Raw genomic sequence first — 20,405 nt, 5'->3', positions numbered from 1 at the left:
CGCACGATGCGATGTCGACCATCACCGGCGGCGGGCCAACCGTGGCGGGCGTAGCGTGGAATTCGTCCGCTGAAGTGACCGTTAACGGTAGGAACGACGGGATCGGAGTGTTCGGTGGAGTGGGACGGCGGCCGACGCAGGGAGCGGCTGGCCTCGACGCGGTTGGGGCACAATTGGATTTTCCTCGGGCGCACACGCCGTGCCGCGCTGTATCTCGCTCTCGGACTCGTGCCAATCCTCGTCCTGGCCGGCATGTACTGGCGGTGGGACGTCGCACCCGAGCAACGCCGTCTAGCCCAGACCGAACCGAGCATCGACCAGATATACGACGCAGCGGACCCAGCCGACAGTACGACTGCCGTCGTCGACTTGGTCGGGCTCGGCAACGTAGACGGCGCGCCGACCGCCCGAGCACTGACGAGCTTCACCGAGATCGGGCGGGTGTGGTCGGTGACGTTCGACAACCGTGGCATAGACACTCGAGTCATAAGCGATCTCGTTGCTCTGCGTGCCCGCACCGAGGGTGTCCGCAACATCGTATTGGTCGGCCACAGCATGGGTGGCGTGATCGCTCTCGAAGTGGCACAGCACATCTACGAGGACACCGACCGTGTATTGACTGGGGTGGTTCTGGACTGCACACCGCTGGACCTGCATGCAGTACGCGGCGACGCTCGCGACGCCGGACAAGATCTCCTGCGCTGGATCGGTTGGCTGCCGGGAGCACGAGAAAGTCGTTCGCTCCGTTCCATGGTCGAGATGGCTGCCCGTAAGGACAGGTACGTCGACATGCACTCGACGTGGTATCCAAGAATCGATTTCGCTGCGGCGGGCGAAGCATTCGAACAGGTCATGATGGACAAGATTCTCAATCCAACGGTTGCCAGCAACGGCTTCATCGAATCTCAGTTCAGGACGATCGTGGCATCCGGTGCGTTGGACAATCTGGATGCTCTAGCCGAAACCGTCGCCGACAAACCCAGGCCCGCAATCGTGTTCCTGCGTCCGGCACGGGCGGCGTCGGACAACGTGGTCGATGTCGACTACTCCCAGCGAATCCTGTTCGAACGGTCCGGCGGCACCGACGGCACTCTGCGAGTTGTGCGCATGCACGGCACCGGGCATGCCAATCCGCGCCAAGCACCCGGTGCCTACAACGGATCGATCACATCGCGGGTGATACCGGCGCTCGAAGACAGCATTGTCCGAGACCTCCGCTCGTCGCTGACCGTAGACCCGGTGCTACGGGCCGGTGTGTCAGAGCCCTGATCGAGTGCGGCCACGCTCGGTGCCGGGTCGTCGGTTCGGACTCCGGTGCCGCTGCCGCTTCAGCTACGAGGAGGTACTCGTGAAACTCACTTGTGCCCCTCTGAGCGCCGGCGCCCCCGCCGATGTCACCCACGACGGAACCTCTGTCGGAGATGTTCCAGTTGCCTGGCCGTAGATCACGGCCAGCGTGTCACGTTCGAAGTCCGAACCCTGGTAGCTCGCTGGTGCCGCGCCACCGGGCGCACCCACCAGCGACCCGGGAATTGCCGAGTACTGCGGCGCCGGAAGCTCCGGGATGTCCTGCGGACCGGGGTTGCGCGAGGGAACCTGGTAGGAGCCGTCGTTGGGCGAGCCTCCCGGGTACTGCGGGAAGAACTCCCCCGCCTCGGTGTCGGCCGGTGTGTAGCAGCGCGGTCCACGATCGTCGAAGAGCCTCGGCTCGTCCTGATTGGGCAGGTAACGGCCCTTGGGGTTGACCACTGGCATGTGAACGTTGATGCCTTGGTATTCCTCACCGACACCGATGACCGTCTGAGCTCGTTCGACGATGGGGACGAACTGCGAGAACGTGCACCCGAACGCCGGCGAATACTGAGCCAGCAGCTCGAGCGCCTCACGGGAATCGGCCGAGATACGAATCAGGTTGTCCGCGTTGACCTCCAAGAAATCCGCCGTCGACGCACTCGTCGCCGTCAGCGACCCGATCAACGTATCGACCGCCGGACGCTGCTCCACGAAGGTGTTGCCCGTGACCGACAGATTGTCCAGAGCATCGATCAACTGCGGCCCCGCATCGGCGTACGTCTGCGAGAAGTCCGCGAGACCGCGCAACCCCTGCTGAATGTTCGGCAACTCGGTGTTCAAGCCGGCGAAAATGTTCTCGAGCCGATCGATCGTCAACCCCAACTCCGCGCCGCGACCGTCGAGACCCTGAGAGAGCGCGCCGAGCGTGTTCGCCAGATCCTGCGGCGGAATCGCTTCGAGCAACGGCAACAGGTTGTCCAGCAACTGACCGACCTCGATCGCGTTGCCACTGACATCCTGCCGCAGCACCGTGCCGTCGACGACCGGCGACGCAGAGTTCTTCTCCGGCACCATCAATGCCACGTACCGCTCACCGAACAACGTCTTCGGCAGCAACCGGGCGGTGGTGTTGGAGGGAATCATCTCCGCCTTGTCCGGATCGATCGCCATCCGCGCGGTCACCACACCGTCGACCGCCGAGGTCGAGCGAACCTCGCCCACGATCAGACCGCGAACCTTCACATCGGCGTTCAGCGGCAACGCATTACCCACCGAATCGGTGATCAGATCCACACTGACCACCTCTTTGAACGTCTTGTTGTAACTGGTGACCGACCAACCGACGAACAGAATTACTGCGACGATGAGAAGCGCGCCCAACATACGGCGTCGAAGCGGAGACGCTGAGACGATCACGAGGCGCTGCGTCCCGGAACAGAACCGAGGCAGTCGGACACGGCGGAAACAGCGAACGAGGGAGGAACGATCATTCCCCAGACATTAATGTAACGGTTAGTAACGATCATTATCCACAGGTGTGAGACGGCTTACATCCGTCTCGAGCACTGGGATCGCGGTCCCGCTTCTACTGGCACCGGGAATCATACTATCGAGCGCGCGCGGCACGAGCCACCACATCAGCGCACCGAACAGGACGAGGATATTGACCCACTGCAACAGGGTCGCCATGCTGTCGTGCACGAGCACTCTGTCCAGCGCTTGAATGTTCATCACCATGCCGTGCACGAGGATCAGCACCCACAACCGCCTGAAACGGTAGTACACCCACACTGCAGCGGCACCCCACACGAAGGCCCAGAGAAATCCCCCCATACCGAAATACAGGTAGATGAGTCCTCGCATCGCCCCGGCGAGAACCATGATCCACCCGATCGGAATGCGGCCGACCAGGAGTACCAGCGGTAGCGCAGCAAGCAGCGGCTCTTCACGAAGGCCCGCGGACAGAGCGGCCAGCACAGCAAGCCACGGCGATTCGACCGTGGCGGGAGTTGAAAACTCGAAGCGCATGACACCGGTGCGATCGAGCACCAGAACCACAGCTGACGCCACCGCGATGGCCGCACACCATGCGACGGCCGCGTCCATCGCGCTGCCCGATCGCTCGGGTAGCACAGCCGTCAGGGACCGCCCGCGGACCGCGATCACCACCCACAGTGCGGCTGCACCGACCACCAGCTGCACCGCGAGCACGACGAGATCGATGACCTGATCGTGCGTGGTGAGCACAGGTGGCGGGGCGCCCGGCTCCCGGAAGCGCCATATCGAGCCGAGAATGCTCACCGAGTACAGAACTAGCCACGCGGACACAAGACCGAGAACGAGCAGGCCCGTCAGCCATCGACTGACCCCGCGGGGCGAATCGACACCCGGGTCCATCGATCGCGCGTCCGCCACCGCCGTCTCCCACTCTCTGCAGATTCTCGCCCTGTCGAGGCTTCGCCCCTCGAGGTCTCATCGGACAGGGATCTGTCTATCACGGCAACGGCGCATTGGGCGGTTCTACGATCGCGGTATCACTCGAGCCTGTGCACCTAAAAGTAGTTGCCCAATCAACCACTCTCGGTACTCTGGGCAGGTGAAATCGACACATTGGCTCGACCGCGAAGAGCAGCGGATGTGGCGCTCCTACCTGGATGCGACACGACTTCTACTGCTTACCCTCGACCGCCAACTCGAACGCGACTCGGACATATCGTTCACCGACTTCGAGTTGCTCGTGCTGCTTTCCGAAGCCACCGAGCACCGAATGCGCATGAGCGCACTGGCCGAAGCGGTGACCACCAGCCGAAGCGGTGTCACCCGCGCGATTTCCCGGTTGGTTGCCGCCGGCTGGGTACGCCGGGTCGAATGCGAGAACGACAGGCGCGGAACACTCGCCGAACTCACCGCCGATGGCGAGCGAAAACTTGCCGCCGCAAGCCCCGGACATGTCGACGCCGTTCGCGCGAACATGTTCGACCTACTCACGCCTGAGTCTCTCGAAACCCTGGCCCAGATCTGCGAAACGATGCGCGCACACATGACCGAGCGCCGCTGAAGCTCATTCGAATACCGGCGGCTCAGACGGACGAACGGTCGACCATGGCGACCTGCACCCGCTCACCGGTTTCGAGCGAACTCACTCCGGCCTCACACACGGCCGCCGCAGCATATCCGTCCCAAGCGCCCGGGCCGTCGACGTAGTTGCCCGATTCTGCGCCCCGCACGACGGCATCGACCCAACGCTGAATCTGCACGTCGTACGCCTGCCCGAAACGCTCCTTGAACGACGGCGTGATGGCGCCACCCCACGTCCCGGGCTTGCTCTTTCGTACCAGGCCCACGTCGAGACCGATAATGGCGCTGCCGAGTTCGGCGACAACCTCGGTACGAACCTCGTAGGCAACGCCGGTGGTGACGAACACCTCGGTGTCGACGTGACGTCCCGACTCCGTCGAGAACACTGCGATCTGCGGATCCTGCAGCCCCTCGGGCGCTTTCGAGCTGGGAAACGGCTTGATTATCTGCACCGAGGTGATTTCTTCGTTTAGGAGGAAACGAGTGACGTCGACTTCGTGTACCAAGGAGTCCTTGACCACCATCGCGCTGTCGAAGTGCGAGGGCACCGATGGGTTGCGGTGCACACAGTGCACGACGAGGGGGCGGCCCAGATCACCGGAGTCGATGAGCCCCTTCAACTCCACATACTCGGCGTCGAAGCGCCGCATGAAGCCGACTTGAATCAGAGTCTTTCCCAGCGCGGCCTCTGCCTTGACAACCTCGAGGGATGTTGCGGCGTCCGTGGTCAACGGCTTTTCGCACAGCACAGGCTTTGCGTGCTCGAGGCATGCGAGCAACTGTTTCTCGTGCGTGGGCCCCGGCGTCGCCAACAGCACTGCATCGACCTCGGGGTCGGCAATGGCGTCGATCGGGTCGATCACCACGCGGCATCCGTCGATCGTCGCGGCGAGTTCCTCGGCCCTTTCGGTCACATAGTCGTTGATGACAGTTACCCGTGCTCCGGCGATCCGGGACTGAATTCGGGCAACATGATCGGCGCCCATCATGCCTACGCCGAGTACGGCGATTCTCAGTTCGTTCGACATCGATTCTCTTTCGATAGATGGGCGTCACTCGAAGGTGACGGAGGAAACCCCGCAGGAACCCAGGTATTTGCGGGTGCGCTGCGCGATCGGCAGCGGGGCGTCGGGAGAGCACGGGTACATGTCCTGCTCGACGATGGCGAAAACTTCGATGTCGAGCTTGTCGATGGCGGCCAGCAACGGCGGCATTGCCGGAATTCCGAGTGGAGGCTCCGTCATCGCACCCAGCTTGACGGCCTCACCGAACGGCAAGTCCTCGGCTTCGACCTTGGCCCGAACCACCTCGTTCACCTGCTTGAGGTGGAGGTACCCGATACGTTCGGGTGCTCGCTCGATGATCGCGATGTTGTCGCCGCCGCAGTAGCTGATGTGTCCGGTGTCGAGGCACAGATTCACGAATTCAGGGGACGTACCGTCGAGGAACCGGTAGACGTTCTCCTCGGTGTCGACATGAGAATCGGCGTGCGGATGATACTGAGCCTTGACTCCGTACTGCTCGAACATGCGCTTGCCGAGTTCGTTCATGCCGTCGGTCTTCTTGCGCCACTGGTCGGCCGTCAGATTGCGGTCCTCGAGCACCTCGCCGGTACCGGGGTCACGCCACATCTCGGGGATGACGACGACGTGCTTGCCGCCGACTGCCGCAGTCAGCTTGGCGACGTCCTCGATCTGAGTCCACACCGCATCCCAGGCGTCGTCCTGGTGCAGATGTTCGAACACTGTTCCGGCCGACAGCTTCAGGCTGCGCGATGCGAGCTCGTCGGAGAGCTTCTCCGGGTCCGTTGGCAGGTATCCGTACGGCCCCAGCTCGATCCACTCGTAACCGGAGGCCGCTACCTCGTCGAGAAAACGGGTGTACGGGGTCTGCCGAGGGTCCTCGGCGAACCATACGCCCCACGAATCCGGTGCAGATCCCACGTGGATCACGCTCATGGTTGTCCTTTCGACGGTCTCGGTTGCACGCGAGCCAAGACGCGGTTGCCTGGCTACTGTGAGTGGGTACTGACGCGCGTCACTAACGCGCTTCAGGAAGCAACTATCGTGATGCGTTGTGTGATTGTCAAGACATTTGAACATCGCAGTTGTGGTAGCCACACCGACCAGGAGGATGCGTGCAGACACCCAGCGGCTCGACGGACCCGAAAGCCTCTCGTCGCCGCCCGACCATGGCCGACGTGGCCGAACGCGCAGCTGTCTCCCGCACCCTCGTTTCGCTCGTCTTCAGCGACAAGCCGGGCGCCTCCGAGGCGACACGCGAACGGGTTCTGCGCGCTGCCGACGAACTGCGCTATCAGCCCGACCGCGCCGCCCAACTGCTGGCACGCGGACGCAGTCGGACCATCGGCCTGCTCACCGATGTCAAACAGACCTTCCAAGCCGAGATGGTCGGCACCGTCTACGACGCCGCGGAAGCAGCGGGTTACGACGTGCTCTTGTCGGTCGGCGGACCCAACCGTGATGAACACAAGGCCATGGAGGCTCTGCTCAGTCATCGGTGCGAGGGACTCGTGCTGTTCGATCCATTCTCCGATTCCGAATATCTGAGATCGGTGAACGAACGCGCCGTCCTGACGATGGTCGGGCGCCGTGTCGACCCCATCAATTCTGTACGCTCCGCCGACAGCACAGGGATTGCGCAATCGGTCGATCATCTCGTAGCGCTGGGCCACCGCGACATCGTGCATATCGACGGTGGAGAGCAAGCGGCATCGAAGGACAGGCGCAGCGCCTACATGGCGTGCATGCGTCGACACGGCCTGGGCCGACATGTCCGGATAGTCCCCGGCGCACACGACGAGGCCGCCGGTGCTGCGGCAGCCGTTGCGCTGCTGCAGGAATCGGCCCTTCCCACAGCCATCCTCGCGGGCAACGACCGGAGCGCTCTCGGTGTCATGGACGAGCTGGTCAAGGCCGGGATCGCCGTACCGTACGACGTCTCGATCGTGGGATACGACGATTCACCCCTGTCGAGCCTGTCTCGAATCGACCTGACGACGGTGCGTCAGGACAGCGCGGAACTTGCCCGAAAAGCTGTGGAGTTCACCGTGACCAGCCTCGAGGACGAAAACGCCGAACCCGCCAACACCGTGATCGAACCGCACTTGGTCGTGCGCGGAACCACGGCACCCGCGCCAGGGCATCGCGATCGGCGGAGCTGACCGTCGGGACGGTCGAGGATCACCCACCGGGTTCTGTAGTTAAACAACTGCTTGGTTGTTATCATCGCGGTGTCACCAGTCGCGTCGACACCCGATCGCGACCGATCGCGAGGAGAGCCATGCCCGAGGCCTACGTCATCGACGCCGTCCGAACTCCCGTAGGGAAACGAGGCGGTGCGCTGTCGGAGATCCACCCGGCGGACCTGGGAGCCGGCGCAATCCGCTCTCTGTTGGACCGCTCCCCGATCGATCCCGTGAACATCGACGACGTCGTGTTCGGGTGCGTCGACGCGATCGGACCGCAGGCGGGGAACATCGCCAGAACCGCATGGTTGGCGGCCGGATACCCGGAAGAGGTGCCCGGAGTGACCGTGGACCGCCAATGCGGGTCGAGCCAGCAGGCCGTTCACTTCGCCGCGCAGGCGATCATGAGCGGCACAGCAGACATGATCGTCGCCGGTGGCGTCCAGAACATGTCGAAGATTCCCATCGCATCGGCAATGACGGCGGGGCAACAGTACGGCTTCGACACCCCGTTCGTCGGCTCGACGGGATGGGAACACCGCTATGGCAAACAGGAGATCTCGCAATTCCGTGGCGCAGAGCTGATCGCGGACAAGTGGGATGTCAGCAGGCAGGACATGGAAATGTTCGCGCTGACGAGTCACACCCGTGCACGCGCGGCGATCGCAACCGGCCGTTTCGATCGGGAGATCATCGCAGTCGACGGCCACACCGTCGACGAAGGTCCACGCTCCACCACGCTGGAGAAGATGCAGGCGTTGCCGACTCTCGTCGACGGTGGACGTCTGACCGCCGCTCTGGCCAGTCAGATCTCCGATGGCGCCAGCGCGACCCTCCTCGCATCCGAAGCCGCCGTGCGCGAATACGGGCTGCGTCCCCGCGCACGGATTCATCACCTCAGCGCCCGCGGCAGCGACCCGGTCTTCATGCTGAGCGCTCCGATACCGGCAACCAAGTACGCGCTCGAACGCGCCGGTCTGACGATCGACGATATCGATGCCGTCGAGATCAACGAGGCGTTCGCACCCGTCGTACTGGCCTGGATGAAGGAGATCGGGGCCGATCCGGAGAAGGTGAACGTCAACGGCGGCGCCATCGCTCTCGGACACCCGCTCGGCGCTACCGGCACGAAGCTGTTGGCCACACTGCTCTGCGAACTCGAGCGTATCCAAGGACGCTACGGGCTGCTGACCATCTGCGAGGGCGGCGGAACAGCCAATGTGACGATCATCGAGCGGCTCAGCTAGTCGCTACTATCCGACTCAGCTGAGCCGCCACCGCTCGGCTCAGCTGAGTCGCTAACGCTCGGCTCAGCTGAGTCGCTAACGCTCGGTGATCGTTCGGGACGCCGCGTCGATCGCCGAAACAGCCTCGGAGACGACCGATTCGATCAGGTCGGCGCAGGTCGGTAGGTCGGCGAGCATGCCAACGACCTGACCGGACGCGAGCACACCTGCTTGCGCGTTACCGTCGACGAGTCCCGATTTGAGCAGCATGGGGGTGTTCGCGGCCATCAGTACCTGACCCCAGGAAAGATCCTTACCGCGGCGCATGGCCAGACCGTCACGAACCATCGTCGACCAGGACATTCCCGTCATCGACTTGAATCGGGCAGCGTTGCGCGCGGCATGCACGAAACCGAGGGCGCGCGAGGACTTTTCCAGTGTGTCCACCAGTTCGGTTCGAAGCACCCGGTGCGGCATTCCGTCCACCCGAGTGGACACCACCGTTCCGTCGAGACCCGCGGACAGATACCGTTGCTTGACCGCGTCGGGCACCGTCGATTCCTGCGTCAAGAGAAACCGTGTTCCCATCGCAACTCCGGCAGCGCCATACGATAATGCCGCCGCCAGTCCTCGCCCATCGAAGAAGCCACCGGCAGCGACGACCGGGATGTCGACAGCGTCCAGTACCGAGGGCAGCAACAAAGTCGTTGCCACCGAAGATCAGGCTGATCAACGCCCGAGGCTACGGCCACCATTCTGCCGCATCGCTGAAAGCAATGATCTATCTCAACCTCGGCGGAATCGAGGTCAAGCTACCCACACAAAGGTAAGGAGGGGCACAAGTGTGCGAAGGATGATTCGGATCGAAGACGTTCGGGGTTGTCTCCGACGGTGACGAGCAGCGCGGCTGCGGTGTCAGGGCCAAGCCCGAAGACATCCGAGGTGCGGGGTGCTGTTTCCTCAACAAGCTTCGTCAAGTATTTCTTGAGTTCGTTTTCTTCCGAACGCAGTTGACGAGTTCGTCGCGCCAGGGAGCGCAACGCGGTTTTTGGTGGCGTTGGTGGGATCGGTCAGTCGTGCGGGATCGACTTCGAGCGCGAGGCGGGCATCGAGCAACGCGGTGGCGCTGTAGCTGCGCAACTGAGCACGCGACGTATCCGGGGCGGTGACGAGCATGGATTGTACGGCGTTCATCGATGCAGTGGCAGATTGACGGCGCTGGATCGCGCGACGCGCAGCGCACGGAACGCTTCGATTGGACCGTCGCCGTGTTTGGGTTCGGCGAGTTGGTGACGAGCGAGGACTGCGCGCGCTGCGGCTTCGGCGTCGATAGGGTCGCACTTGCCGACGCTGCGGCGTAGTTTGCGGTTCGGTCTAGGCACCTCGACGACTTTGATTTTGTGACGACGAAGGTGGCGGCTGATGCCGGCGCCGTAGGAGGAGGTCCCTTCGATGCCGACGGAGATCGGGTCGCCGTGACTACAGATCCAGTTCACAATTTCACCCTATCCAATTGCGGTCGTGTCGAATTGGCGGTGTTCGAGAAGTAGTCCAGTGTCGGTGATGATTGCTGCGTGATGGGTGTTTTCGTGCGTGTCGATGACGCAGTTGATACGCTGCGGAGCGGGGCTTGGTGTCACGTGGTGGCTTTCCTCGGGTGTGCGTGGCGCGAGGTTCGGACAGGCCAGTGACGGGCCCGGGCGGCAGGCTCCTATGAGGTCACCTACGTCGCGTGTTCCACTGTGGTGTTGTGGCGGCCCGCTGACGGTTGGGTCGACGGGTCTTTCGAAAGGCACTTCGCGGCCAGGAAAATTCTGGGTCAGGCCGTTCCGTCAGCGGGTTGATTTTTATTGTCACTGGAAAGTCTTAGCCCCGGCTGCCAAGCGCCGAGCCGTGGACATGCTCGTCAGGAGGATGAAGCTGCCGAAGCGGTTGTCCTGCAAAGTAGTTGGGCTTCCCTGATCCACCTACGCCGGGAAGCACCCGCTCCACGGGTTCCGGCGCGCCTGGGCGTATCTGACGCACGATGCGGGCATGTCGGTGAACAAGAAGAAGGCGCACCGACTCTGGAAAGAGGAAGGGTTGCAGGTGAGGATCTATCACCCTCGCAAACGCGCCGGTATCGGTTCCAGTCCGCAGATCGAAGCCGATGCACCGAAAGTCGTATGGGCACTTAACTTTCAGTTCGACGCGACCGTCGACGGGAAGGCCATCGAGATCGCGTCGATGATCGACGAGCGCACCCGGTTGTCGGTGCTGTACATCGTCGAGCGGTCGATCACCGCTCAGCGGCTGACGGAGGAGTTGGAGATGGCGTTCGCATTGTGGGACGGACCACCGTTGGTGTTGCGGGTGGGCAACGGTCCGGAATTCATATCGCAAGTGCTGCAAGAGTTGTGCCGTGACCAGGTCGGGAAATGCTATATCCCGCCGGGGCACCATGGAACAACGGCCACATCGAATCCTTCAACAACCGGATACGGAAGGAGTGCCTGAACCGGAACTACTGGACAAGCCTGCTCGAGGCGAGGGTGGTGATCGAGGACTTCAAGGACGACCACAATCATCGGCACCGCCACTCGTCGCTGGGCTACCTCACCCCGTCCTGGGGTCCCTCCCGCTTGCGGGGGCGTACGCTGCGAGATGCTGCCACACCCACCAACCGGTGGACGGCTGCGAGATCGACTGACATCAATCAGAACCGGCTCCAGAACGATGTGGTCCGACTATGGGGGACCTGCCACTCTAAATCCGATGCACTGAGCACGGATTGCGCTTGAGGTGACGGTCTCGCAGCATCGCCAGATAAACTTCGACGAGTATCTGACGACCGCTCGCCCGATCGGGTTTGGCCGACTGGGACGAGTGAAGCGCACCAGGGCTACCGCGCAGTTTATAGGCTGGACCAGATTCTCAAGCGCGAGGAGCTGGTTTCGCGAACGTAGGTTTTTGTCGCCGCCAGAAGCTCGAGTTGCGCTGCACTGGCGCGAGTCTGGCTTAGCCCGGGTTGGGCTAGGATTAGCGTCATGTCGATATGAAGCGCTGGTACTTCGCCAAGAAAACGCAGCAGGTCCGACGAATTTCCCACTTCGAATCCTGTCGCTCGCCCCTTGCTAATGCGATGTCGCTCCCGTGCTAACAACTTGCGAATCATATTCTCAGGGTGTCTGCGCCAAACCGAACTCTTCTGAGCCTGCCCGCACAACTCATATAGGTCAATTAACCGCGCACCTACTGTCCCACCGTGCGCGAATTTGCAGTGGACCAGCACAATCTGAAGGGTTCCATCTTGAACGCGAAGGGCGACTAGATCCGCAATTTCGCCCTTTCCATCGTCATCAATCAGAAAGTCCCAATCATCATTTTGTAATTCGTCAAGCGATCGACCTTGAACCGTTGCGGGATTCCTATCTTCCCCGCGGGACTCCCTGTTTAGGGGAATTCCGTTCCATTCAATCGGTGTAATCTCTTCCCTAGCAAGGGCTGGGATGTCGCGGTTCGGGCGATACAGAATTCCCGGTGGCGACACGATTCCATCTCCGCCTAGGAGAACGATTGGGCAGTGCCTGGTCAGAAAATCCGAACCCAGGTGTACATTTCGACTGGTCGTAAAAGTTGCTTCCTCATCCACTGCCTGGGCGCGCATCCCATCCTTGTTCAGGATAATGTCGTACTGGACTGATGCCACGTCGGAAGCCAGGGTGATGCGCACATCGCCACTGCTGGAAAGCTCAGATTGCGCGGATAAGTCAATTTCGGTGAGCGGGACGCTATGGTTTTCGAGACGAACTGCCAACGATATCGGTGGGGACATCAACAGCTCGGTCGGCCATTCGGCACCTAGGACTACTTCATCGGGCCACGCTTCGAGAACTTCTGGTCGAATGAAGTTGCGTTTGACTGCCGCTACGTCGATAGAATCGTCGATCAGGCGGCTGCCAGTATCGCGGCACCACTCAACCCAGTCGAGCAGAGTTCTGGCGATCAGATAGCTCCAAACTCGGCCCTTAAGGCTTACGCCAACTGTGACGCGCTCGCCATCGCGGAATCCTGCAGTGAATAGGTTGGTCTGGACCTTGGTAGCTTCTTCCGCTGCGGGAAATCCGTCTGTAACGTTGGCTCCGGCGTACATCGAGAAACGGCGTGCCCTGCTGTATATGTCGAGTACGCCGACGTTCGTCGGAATTGGTCGCGTGACACCGCCCATGGCACGAAATATCTGCTCGCCGCTGATTAGTTGCGCAGAGTCCCCGACGACCGCTTTGGCGATTTCGGCATTCGCACCCTCATTCGATGAGTGGTTGATGAACAGAAGATGCTGGTCGCAGTCCCAATGCAGCACGAAGAGCGTGTGGGCTACGTTTTCAACCCCGGGCCCCTCTATCCACGGGACGATCTGTCGACTACGAGTTACGAACCACATGACGCGATCAGCATGGTTTATGGGGAGTGGGAGAGACAAGATGTCTTCGTCGTTGAAGAGTGAAAGAACACCGTCCGGTGTCCAATCGGTACATGCAGTCTGGTAGACGACGGTGCTCATTTTGGGCGAGATAGCTCTGGTTGCTACCCGCGTGGCTTGAGATCCGAATGACTGCTCGAACTGTGAGACTTTTTCTTGGTCCACGATCGCGCGGTCAGAGAGTTCCGCAACGATGAGGTTCCAGTCCGAGTCCTCGCCGTACAGACGTGATAGGCGTCGGTCAAATATCCGCTCCGATCGAGCTGTAATTACTGTGGCATCTCCTGTACCGTCTGCGACCCGCGCAAATCGGCCAATGAATTGTAGGGTCGGCGCGAGGGACCTCTTTGGGTCATGGAGAGCTGCGATCTTGAGTTGTGCCAGATCGAATCCTTCTCCCAGCATGTCCACGCACACGATAATGCGGGAACGACGGGCATCAACCTCGCTCATCGCCGTGCGCTGGCCATCTTTTCCTATGCCGGAATGTAGAAGGACCGGATGGTGTTCTGGCGAGATTTGCCGGTATTTCTTGTGTACACGTTCGCTATCGGCGCGGGACCTGCATCTGGCCATGAGTAGATGGTCTAGGCCGCTATTCAGATCGCCATTTAGAACTTCAGTGGCGCGAGCCGCGATGGCGGCGTCTGGGTCGATAAGGTCATACACTGACTCGTAGTTTATCCGTCCGTAGACGCCATCGGTTTGAGCTTCGCGCAGGGGAAAGACATACACAAATCGCCCCTGCAAGTGTTGACCATCTTCTCGGAACGGTGTAGCAGTAAACTGGACGACCTTTTTGGCGCTGAATGAATCGCGAATCTGAGACCAAGTAGACGCCCGGACGTGATGTGCCTCGTCGAAGAAGAGTGCCTCGCAAGCATCGAACAGTATCGACTTCAACTCGACGGCCGCCGCCGCCAGAGCGTTTGGCGTCGAGATGATGATTTGACAGGCTTCTACAAAAGTTTGTAGCTCCCCAAGGTCCTTGGGTCGACCCGTGATCACGCCCACGGATGGACACTGGGCGCCGTCAGGAAGCACGCCTAGTCCTCCTAGCAGGCCTAACGTCTCGAACTTGCGCGCCAACTGCGTGCGTAGAGCGTCGCTCGGAACGATGACCAGCAGTCGTTGCACCTGGGCTTCTACGAGCAGCGCGAGCATTGTTTCGGTTTTCCCAGTCCCAGTTGGCAGCACAACTGTCGCGGGTTCGTGATTTCCTGTCGACCAATAGGCAAGCACTGCATGCACTGCGCCGAGCTGAGCGCGTCGTAGTCCTTTGGCCTCTGGACTGGGCCCTGCAGGGTGGAAGTTAATTCCAGGCATCCAGCTTTGAAGTACGACGTCGTGTTCGTCAAAATCTAGGTCGGAAGATTCCGAATGAGTACACACCCGACGCACGGTTCCAAAGCTGAATTGTTTCTCGATGTATTCTGCGGATCCCGGGTTCGTCACCTATTGGTACTACCACATTCAAAGCGTAGAAGGTTTGCAAAACGCCGTGGCATATCTAGCCAGATTTCGATTGTGGACTCGGATATCGGTTGCAGTCTGATGCTGCAGGGCGGACAGAAACGTGTAAGCATGCCTCGAACGTGTGTAGTCGATCGTCCGATGGTGGACTGTGACTCCCGCAGACGGTGTCGGAGAAGTTGCCGCCGTTGTGGACTTGCTCGGGGGCGGTTCGCACCGAGTTCAATGTTGGTGATCGACCGTTTGAAGTACGTCGATGAACTGTCGACAGTGATCGACGAGGCTACTCCTATCGTTGCGGTTGCCATTGCGGCGGCCATAAGTGGCAGGGGACAGACGCGCAGCAAGAGTCAGGATGTGAGAGCCGCGGTAGCCATGATCCCCACGCTGAACGACAGTAGTGCAGGACCGGCCATGAACGGCTCGTAGCCAATGTTCACTTGCAGGTGGTTAGTTGATCAACGGCAACATTCCGAACATGTCGGCACCGAGAAGGAAGGCGGCCAGGTACGTGGCGCCGCGACTGCGGTCGGTCACGACTCTGAGCGGCACTAAAGGATGTGCGGTGCGTGCTGCGACGAGGATGAAGACGATCAACAGAACGGTCCCCGTCGGATATCTGCATGCTGGTGGAGCTAGTTGGTTGCAGCCTTTCGGCCTCGAGATTTCTCGAATGCCCCTCCTGGCCCAAATGCTCTGTCCGCGAAGCGCTTTCCCATGAGGGCGTGAGTGTCTGTGTCCGGGTGCAGGCCATCGGGGAGCGGATAGCACTGTGCGTCGCTTTCGCCGTAAAGTGCGCGACCGTCGAGGTAGTGCAGGTTCGGATCGTCGGACCTGCTGTCGACAATTTCCATCAAGGCGTCCCGAATGACCCGAAGTGTCAAGCGCCCCAGGGCGGTATCACCTTTCGATCCGGTCGCAACAAACTGCACCGAGTCGGTGCCCAGCGTGTTCGGATCGATCGCGCCGGGGCCTGGCGTGTCCTCGTGGATCGCGCACTGGATGGGCGAAATCATCAGCAGCGGCGCGGTGGGGTGGCCGTCACGGATGGTGTCCAGGAACCCGTGAACGGCGGGAACGAAGCTGCGGAGCCTCATGGAGTCGCGGTTCACCACATTGAGTCCGAGTTTGGCGGTGATCATGTCCGCTGGAGTGTCACGCATGAGGCGAGCCATGAACGGATCCACGAGCGCGCTGCCGCCGAACCCCAGGTTGCGTACCTGAACGCCGGCGCGCCGCGCCGCGACGACGGGCCAGATGCGAGTGGGGCTCGTGGCGTTGGAGCCGTGGCTGACCGAGCTGCCGTGGTGTAACCACACCGGCCCGCTCGTCGGTGCGGGCTGCAATGGAGCGTCCGAGTGCAGTGCGATCAGATCTACCTGTTCGTTGTGGGGAAGCCAGATCTCGACCGTTTTCTGCCCGGCTGGAAGGTCGGTGACGGTGACGAGTTCGGGTGCCCCCGGCTCGAAGGTTCGGGTGCCGGTCTGCACATCCATCTCGATGGCGTCGCCGCCGGTGAGGACGTGAGAATGGTGGAAGACGTCGTCGACCATCACGTCGATTGCGCCGCGGGCGCGCCTCGCGCCGCGGTAAGTGATGCGGGTGGCGTGCACCTCCAAGGAGATGTCGATGGCCGTTGTACGCACGGCGATCCGTACCCCGGAAGGCTGCGCTTCCATGAGGGCGAGCTGCGGATCGGCGAACCGTTCTCGGATCAACCGGGGGAGTCTGTGGGGACGCACGCCGCGGTCGGTCGATTCGAGTTCGATTGCACCGCGGACAAATTCGTGAGTGAGGCGTGTGGTGATCATCTAGTTGCCTTCTGGCGGGCGGTGCCGCGGTTGTGCCAATGAGTCAGGAGGAAGTCGAGGGCGTCGATCAGTTCCGGCCACGACTGCTCGGCCGGTGGCAGGCTGTGCGCGAAGCTTCCGCTGCGTTCGAGGTTCAGAAACCCGCTCAATGCACTACCGATGATGCGCGTGGCGTGAGTCCGATCGGGGCCGGCGATGTCGTAGCCGATCAGGACGGCGTCGGTCACCTGAACGATGCGGCGTGCGGCGTCTGTGTCGACGGCGGCCTGCCCTGCACGCCGCTGCAAGGACGCCCACCGGCCTGGGTGGTCGGTCGAGTATTCACGGTGCGCGGCCGCGAAACCCACCAGCGCATCCTTCTTCGAGCGACCGGCTATGGCGTCGCCGATATTCGCTGCGAGTTCACCGAGGGCCAGGGCAGTAATGCCATCCCGGAGGTCAGCGAGGCCGCTGTGCGATCCGCCTACTCGAGCGCCCCCAGCACGACCGCGGCGGTATCACTGACGACGGCATCGTCGAAAGGTGCTGAAGGATCGTTCTTCTCCGTCAGAACTGTGACGAGGATCGGTGAGCGCCCCGGTGGTGTGACGATGGCGATGTCGTTGCGAATCGGGCCGGCGCCACCGGATTTGTCGGCGACGACCCAGCCGTCGGGCGCCACCGCGCGCAAGAGAAGATCACCCGTGGCGTTCCCGCTCATCCAGTCGAGCAAAATCGCACGGTCGCTCTCGGTCGAAAAGTCGTCTCGTCGAATAGCGGCCAGGCTTGCGGTGAACGCGCCCGCGGTCGTCGTGTTGGCGGTGGAGCCAGGTGCGACAGTGTTGAGATCTGGTTCGATATCGACCACCTCCGTGATGTCGTCACCGAGCTCTTCCAGGGCGGCGTCGAGACCTGAGGGGCCGCCTATACGGTCGAGAATGAGATTCGTCGCTGTGTTGTCGCTGTCTCAGACGGCCGCTTCGGCGAGCTCGGCTGCTGTAAGCCCGGTGTCGAGTGCCTCGGTGGTCACCGGCGAGTATCCGGCTCGATCGATATCGAACTCGGTCCAGCGAACGAGCTCGTCTCGTCCGTCGGCCGATGTTCGGCGCAGAAACTCTGCCACCGCGAACACCTTGAGTGTCGATGCGAAGCCGAACCGTTCCGTCCCGCGGTAGCTGATCGTCTCGCAGTTGCGACATCGTTGGCGGCGCAACAGCGCTCGCTCCTCGATGTAGTGATTCAGACGATACCTGTCGGGCAACTTCCGATATCGGGCTCCCGGGGAATCGACTGCCGCACCGAGAATGGGCTTGACCTTGCCCCGAGGGCACGGTGTGGACTGGACCGCGAACCGAAATGTGGCAACCAATCTCGCACCGCACCCGACCACCGCCGAGATCCTGTCCGCTCGAGAACGGCACGAGAATCTCGCGGCAGTCGGTCGTTCTGTAGACAGACCGATCTGTGCCGACTATGCGGGCACAGGCTGAGCGGTGAAGGCGCCGAGCCGGGGAAGCGCGACCGCGAGAACCACCGACGCCGCTCCTATCGCGACTAGCGCAATCGGCAAACCTCCGAGTGCGAGAACGAGTAGTGGGCTGAGGAATTGACCGGAGAACGTAGCTGCGGTCCAAGCCCCAGTTCCGCGGGCGCGTTGGGCAAATTCGAGGTCGCTGACAACCCACAGGAGCAGGGTGGGGAGCAACAGCCCGCATCCGGCGGACGCGATTACCCCGCCCACCGCAACCGTCAGTGGAGTCGAGGCCAGACCGAAGAATGCCAGTCCGAGGCCTGCCGTGCTGAAGGCGATGGGCAGCAATCGCTTCGGCCCGACCTCCGCCACCCGGCCGAACGTCAGCGCGGCAATTGCGGTGGCAATGGCGACGATTGCACTGACTGCGCCGATCGCGCCCGGATTGTCCACTCCGACGGCGTCCAGCTTGATCGGGATTTGGACGATCGGCGCGTAGAAGACAGCTCCGCCGAACAGGGTGACTGCCAAGGGCAGCAGGAGCGGCCGCCAGTGGATCGAGACAGCGTGGTCCTTGATCTTGGTCACTGAATGTGGCTGCCACAACATGATTGGCGCGATTACGGCGAACACGATGCCGACGGTGTAGAGCCAGAACGGCGTTCGCCAATTGTCCTGCGCCAACGCGCCACCGAGGCCGATGAAGACCACCGCCGACACGCTGGTGAACACCACTTGCAGACCGAAGTATTGGGCGCGTTGTCTGCCGGAGTAGTAGTCGGCGATCAAGGTTGTGCAGCACGTCATGATGGCGGCCTCAGCGATGCCGACGCCGAGGCGGGAAGCGACGATCAGGGGCAGCGAGTCGAGAAAGAACGGCGCGACTCCGAACAGCGAGTACACGACCAGAGCGACGGTCAGCAACCGGATGCGGCCCACCGCGTCGATTACTCGTCCCGCTCCGAACGCAAGGAGGCCGATCATCAAGGCCGGTGCCGTGATGGTGAGTGGGACCAGCGCGTTCACGCCCGGAGTGTCGGCGAAGGCGTCGAGCATCTGAGGTTGAATCGGAGCGAGAAGTACCGCGCCGAGCACCGGTAGGCAGCTCATCGACACCAGCAGAATGCCGTGTCTGCGACGTGGAGTCTTCTCTTGAATGCCAGGTAGGGAACCGAGTTGGTGGCAGGTCCCCGATATTCGGGCCACCGTGTTCTAGAGCCACGGTGTGATTGATTTCAGTCGATCTCGCAACCCTCGACCGGTTGGTGGTTGTGGGTGCATTGTGCAGCGTACTCAGCGGGCGTGAGGTAGCCCAGTGATGAGTGACGGTGTCGATGGTTGTGGTCGTCTTTGAAGTCCTCGATCACCACCCTCGCTTCGAGCAGGCTCGTCCAGTGATTGCGGTTCAGGCACTCCTTCCGTAGTCGGTTGTTGAACGATTCGATGTGCCCGTTGTTCCACGGCGTCCCCGGCGGGATGTAGGAGATACCGACACGGTCGCGGCAAAACTCCTGCAGCACATGCGAAATGAACTCCGGACCGTTGTCCATCCGCAACACCATCGGCGGCCCGTCCCACAGCGCGAACGTCTTGTCGAGCTCGTCGGTCAGTCGTTGCGCGGTGATCGACCGCTCCACAATGTTCAACAGGGACTGCCGGGTGTGCTCGTCGATCATCGACGCGATCTTGATCGCCTTCCCATCGACAGTCGAATCGAACTGGAAGTCCATAGCCCACACCACTTTCGGCGCGTCGGCTTCGATCTGTGGGCAGGAGCTGACGCCGGCGCGTTTGCGGGGATGATAGATCCGAACCTGCAGACCTTCCTCTTTCCATAGCCGGTGGACCTTCTTACTGTTCACCGACAAGCCCTGGTCGTGCTTCAGATGCGCCCAGGCGCGACGGAAACCGTGCAACGGATGATCGCGTGCATATTCCCGCAGAGTCGCCCTCAGGGCCGCGTCAGGATCCGCTGGGGTCTGAGCAATCGGGGTTCGTGCGTAGGTGGAGCGGGCAAGCCCAACAGCTTTGCACGCCAATCGCTTCGACATGCTCATCGTGTCCACGAGCATGTCGACGGCGCGGCGTTTGGCGGCTGGGCTCAGAATTTTCCCTTCGCTACCTCCCGCAGCGCGTCCTTCTCCAGCTCGGCGTCGGCGAGCAGGCGTTTGAGCTTGCTGTTCTGCTCCCGGAGCTCTTTGAGTTCTTTCGCGGCGTCGGTGTCCATCCCGCCGTACTGTCGTCGCCAGTTGTACAACGTCGCCGCCGACACCTCGAGCTCCGCAGCGATCTCCTCCTGCGTCTTACCTGCAGCAGCGAGCTCGTCGGCACGGCGCAATTTGCGCACGATGTCCTCAGCAGAGTTCCGCTTCCGTCCAGCCATAGTCTCCATCGTCCTATCCGC

Annotated in this window: 19 protein-coding genes and 3 pseudogenes; 7 read left to right on the top strand and 15 right to left on the bottom strand. The window is 61.7% G+C overall.

The genetic code is table 11. From position 1 onward, the window contains the following. Positions 1-114: 114 nt before the first annotated feature. Positions 115-1,269 (top strand): alpha/beta hydrolase, encoded by a 1,155-nt coding sequence (locus J1M86_RS22755; RefSeq protein ID WP_206511459.1) that lies wholly within the window; start codon positions 115-117, stop codon positions 1,267-1,269. A 63-nt stretch (positions 1,270-1,332) separates the two neighbouring features. Here the strand turns inward: J1M86_RS22755 and J1M86_RS22750 are convergent, their stop codons facing one another. Next, the gene (locus tag J1M86_RS22750) at positions 1,333-2,709 is read right to left on the bottom strand and encodes an MCE family protein (protein ID WP_206511458.1); all 1,377 of its coding nucleotides are present in this window, start codon (positions 2,707-2,709) and stop codon (positions 1,333-1,335) included. A 96-nt stretch (positions 2,710-2,805) separates the two neighbouring features. Further along, positions 2,806-3,708 (bottom strand): CPBP family intramembrane glutamic endopeptidase, encoded by a 903-nt coding sequence (locus tag J1M86_RS22745; RefSeq protein WP_307786717.1) that lies wholly within the window; start codon positions 3,706-3,708, stop codon positions 2,806-2,808. Positions 3,709-3,889: 181 nt separating this feature from the next. Here J1M86_RS22745 and J1M86_RS22740 point away from each other — a divergent pair, with 181 nt between their 5' ends. Beyond that, positions 3,890-4,351, top strand: a complete 462-nt coding sequence (locus J1M86_RS22740; RefSeq protein WP_206511457.1) for a MarR family winged helix-turn-helix transcriptional regulator — start codon at positions 3,890-3,892, stop codon at positions 4,349-4,351. 22 nt (positions 4,352-4,373) lie between these two features. On the opposite strand, the gene J1M86_RS22735 is transcribed toward J1M86_RS22740, so the two are convergent. Together J1M86_RS22735 and J1M86_RS22730 are read right to left on the bottom strand one after the other, a co-directional pair. After that, the gene (locus tag J1M86_RS22735) at positions 4,374-5,399 is read right to left on the bottom strand and encodes a Gfo/Idh/MocA family protein (protein ID WP_206511456.1); all 1,026 of its coding nucleotides are present in this window, start codon (positions 5,397-5,399) and stop codon (positions 4,374-4,376) included. A gap of 24 nt (positions 5,400-5,423) precedes the next feature. Beyond that, positions 5,424-6,329: a sugar phosphate isomerase/epimerase gene (locus J1M86_RS22730; protein WP_075837611.1), complete on the bottom strand. Its 906-nt coding sequence runs from the start codon at positions 6,327-6,329 to the stop codon at positions 5,424-5,426. 233 nt (positions 6,330-6,562) lie between these two features. On the opposite strand from J1M86_RS22730, the gene J1M86_RS22725 reads away from it, so the two are divergent. Together J1M86_RS22725 and J1M86_RS22720 are read left to right on the top strand one after the other, a co-directional pair. Continuing rightward, entirely contained in the window at positions 6,563-7,555 is a 993-nt protein-coding gene (locus tag J1M86_RS22725) for a LacI family DNA-binding transcriptional regulator (protein WP_206511524.1), read from the top strand. Positions 7,556-7,674: 119 nt separating this feature from the next. Then, a complete protein-coding gene (locus J1M86_RS22720; RefSeq protein ID WP_206511455.1) occupies positions 7,675-8,826 on the top strand; it encodes an acetyl-CoA C-acetyltransferase in 1,152 nt (383 codons plus the stop codon). A gap of 75 nt (positions 8,827-8,901) precedes the next feature. On the opposite strand, the pseudogene J1M86_RS22715 reads toward J1M86_RS22720, so the two are convergent. The 3 genes and pseudogenes from J1M86_RS22715 to J1M86_RS22705 form a co-directional block, all read right to left on the bottom strand. After that, positions 8,902-9,519, bottom strand: a pseudogene (locus tag J1M86_RS22715) (NAD(P)H-dependent flavin oxidoreductase); the annotation flags it as partial. Between the two features lie 246 nt (positions 9,520-9,765). Next, positions 9,766-9,999: a hypothetical protein gene (locus J1M86_RS22710; RefSeq protein ID WP_206511453.1), complete on the bottom strand. Its 234-nt coding sequence runs from the start codon at positions 9,997-9,999 to the stop codon at positions 9,766-9,768. Further along, positions 9,996-10,301 carry a transposase gene (locus J1M86_RS22705; protein WP_206511452.1) on the bottom strand — a complete coding sequence of 102 codons (306 nt, stop codon included), beginning with the start codon at positions 10,299-10,301 and terminating at the stop codon, positions 9,996-9,998. Before J1M86_RS22705 ends, J1M86_RS22710 begins: the two co-directional genes overlap by 4 nt. Before the next feature lie 493 nt (positions 10,302-10,794). Between J1M86_RS22705 and J1M86_RS27035 the strand changes: the two are divergent. From J1M86_RS27035 to J1M86_RS27030, 3 genes and pseudogenes are all read left to right on the top strand, one after another. Continuing rightward, a pseudogene (locus J1M86_RS27035) lies at positions 10,795-10,899 on the top strand (IS3 family transposase); the annotation flags it as partial. Further along, a complete protein-coding gene (locus J1M86_RS22700) occupies positions 10,894-11,301 on the top strand; it encodes a transposase family protein (RefSeq protein ID WP_368857273.1) in 408 nt (135 codons plus the stop codon). The pseudogene J1M86_RS27035 and the gene J1M86_RS22700, both read left to right, overlap by 6 nt. Beyond that, the gene (locus tag J1M86_RS27030) at positions 11,223-11,585 is read left to right on the top strand and encodes an integrase core domain-containing protein (RefSeq protein WP_206511451.1); all 363 of its coding nucleotides are present in this window, start codon (positions 11,223-11,225) and stop codon (positions 11,583-11,585) included. The genes J1M86_RS22700 and J1M86_RS27030 overlap by 79 nt, the downstream gene beginning before the upstream one ends. Positions 11,586-11,698: 113 nt before the next feature. On the opposite strand, the gene J1M86_RS22690 is transcribed toward J1M86_RS27030, so the two are convergent. From J1M86_RS22690 to J1M86_RS22655, 8 genes and pseudogenes are all read right to left on the bottom strand, one after another. After that, positions 11,699-14,722: a DEAD/DEAH box helicase gene (locus tag J1M86_RS22690; RefSeq protein WP_206511450.1), complete on the bottom strand. Its 3,024-nt coding sequence runs from the start codon at positions 14,720-14,722 to the stop codon at positions 11,699-11,701. Positions 14,723-15,190: 468 nt separating this feature from the next. Further along, complete coding sequence (locus tag J1M86_RS22685; RefSeq protein WP_206511449.1) at positions 15,191-15,337, bottom strand: hypothetical protein; 147 nt, start codon at positions 15,335-15,337, stop codon at positions 15,191-15,193. 38 nt (positions 15,338-15,375) lie between these two features. Beyond that, the gene (locus J1M86_RS22680) at positions 15,376-16,551 is read right to left on the bottom strand and encodes an SGNH/GDSL hydrolase family protein (protein ID WP_206511448.1); all 1,176 of its coding nucleotides are present in this window, start codon (positions 16,549-16,551) and stop codon (positions 15,376-15,378) included. Then, a complete protein-coding gene (locus J1M86_RS22675) occupies positions 16,548-16,898 on the bottom strand; it encodes a TetR-like C-terminal domain-containing protein (RefSeq protein WP_206511447.1) in 351 nt (116 codons plus the stop codon). The genes J1M86_RS22680 and J1M86_RS22675 overlap by 4 nt, the downstream gene beginning before the upstream one ends. A 116-nt stretch (positions 16,899-17,014) precedes the next feature. Further along, positions 17,015-17,482, bottom strand: a pseudogene (locus J1M86_RS22670) (serine hydrolase); the annotation flags it as partial. A 15-nt stretch (positions 17,483-17,497) separates the two neighbouring features. Continuing rightward, on the bottom strand, positions 17,498-17,899 hold the full coding sequence (locus J1M86_RS22665) for a hypothetical protein (protein WP_206511446.1): 402 nt from the start codon (positions 17,897-17,899) through the stop codon (positions 17,498-17,500). 102 nt (positions 17,900-18,001) lie between these two features. After that, the gene (locus J1M86_RS22660) at positions 18,002-19,111 is read right to left on the bottom strand and encodes an MFS transporter (RefSeq protein WP_206511445.1); all 1,110 of its coding nucleotides are present in this window, start codon (positions 19,109-19,111) and stop codon (positions 18,002-18,004) included. A gap of 125 nt (positions 19,112-19,236) precedes the next feature. Beyond that, positions 19,237-20,384, bottom strand: a protein-coding gene (locus J1M86_RS22655) for an IS3 family transposase (protein ID WP_206511444.1) whose coding sequence is annotated in 2 segments (ribosomal slippage) — positions 19,237-20,117 and positions 20,117-20,384 — 1,149 coding nt in all. Because the reading frame shifts where the segments join, the coding sequence is not laid out codon by codon here. Positions 20,385-20,405 lie beyond the last annotated feature (21 nt).

Source organism: Rhodococcus sp. KRD197, assembly GCF_017168235.1.
Classification (GTDB): Bacteria; Actinomycetota; Actinomycetes; order Mycobacteriales; family Mycobacteriaceae; genus Rhodococcoides.
The sequence above is the reverse complement of the archived record's forward strand: the minus strand, read 5'-3'. Positions and strand labels throughout refer to the sequence as shown.

What these genes read in the sequence shown, in the direction of transcription:
- J1M86_RS22735 (WP_206511456.1), bottom strand. Translation starts at nt 5,399, where the DNA reads ATGTCGAACGAACTGAGAATCGCCGTACTCGGCGTAGGCATGATGGGC.
- J1M86_RS22730 (WP_075837611.1), bottom strand. Translation starts at nt 6,329, where the DNA reads ATGAGCGTGATCCACGTGGGATCTGCACCGGATTCGTGGGGCGTATGG.
- J1M86_RS22725 (WP_206511524.1), top strand. Translation starts at nt 6,563, where the DNA reads ATGGCCGACGTGGCCGAACGCGCAGCTGTCTCCCGCACCCTCGTTTCG.
- J1M86_RS22720 (WP_206511455.1), top strand. Translation starts at nt 7,675, where the DNA reads ATGCCCGAGGCCTACGTCATCGACGCCGTCCGAACTCCCGTAGGGAAA.
- J1M86_RS22710 (WP_206511453.1), bottom strand. Translation starts at nt 9,999, where the DNA reads ATGAACGCCGTACAATCCATGCTCGTCACCGCCCCGGATACGTCGCGT.
- J1M86_RS27030 (WP_206511451.1), top strand. Translation starts at nt 11,223, where the DNA reads ATGCTATATCCCGCCGGGGCACCATGGAACAACGGCCACATCGAATCC.
- J1M86_RS22680 (WP_206511448.1), bottom strand. Translation starts at nt 16,551, where the DNA reads ATGATCACCACACGCCTCACTCACGAATTTGTCCGCGGTGCAATCGAA.
- J1M86_RS22660 (WP_206511445.1), bottom strand. Translation starts at nt 19,111, where the DNA reads ATGAGCTGCCTACCGGTGCTCGGCGCGGTACTTCTCGCTCCGATTCAA.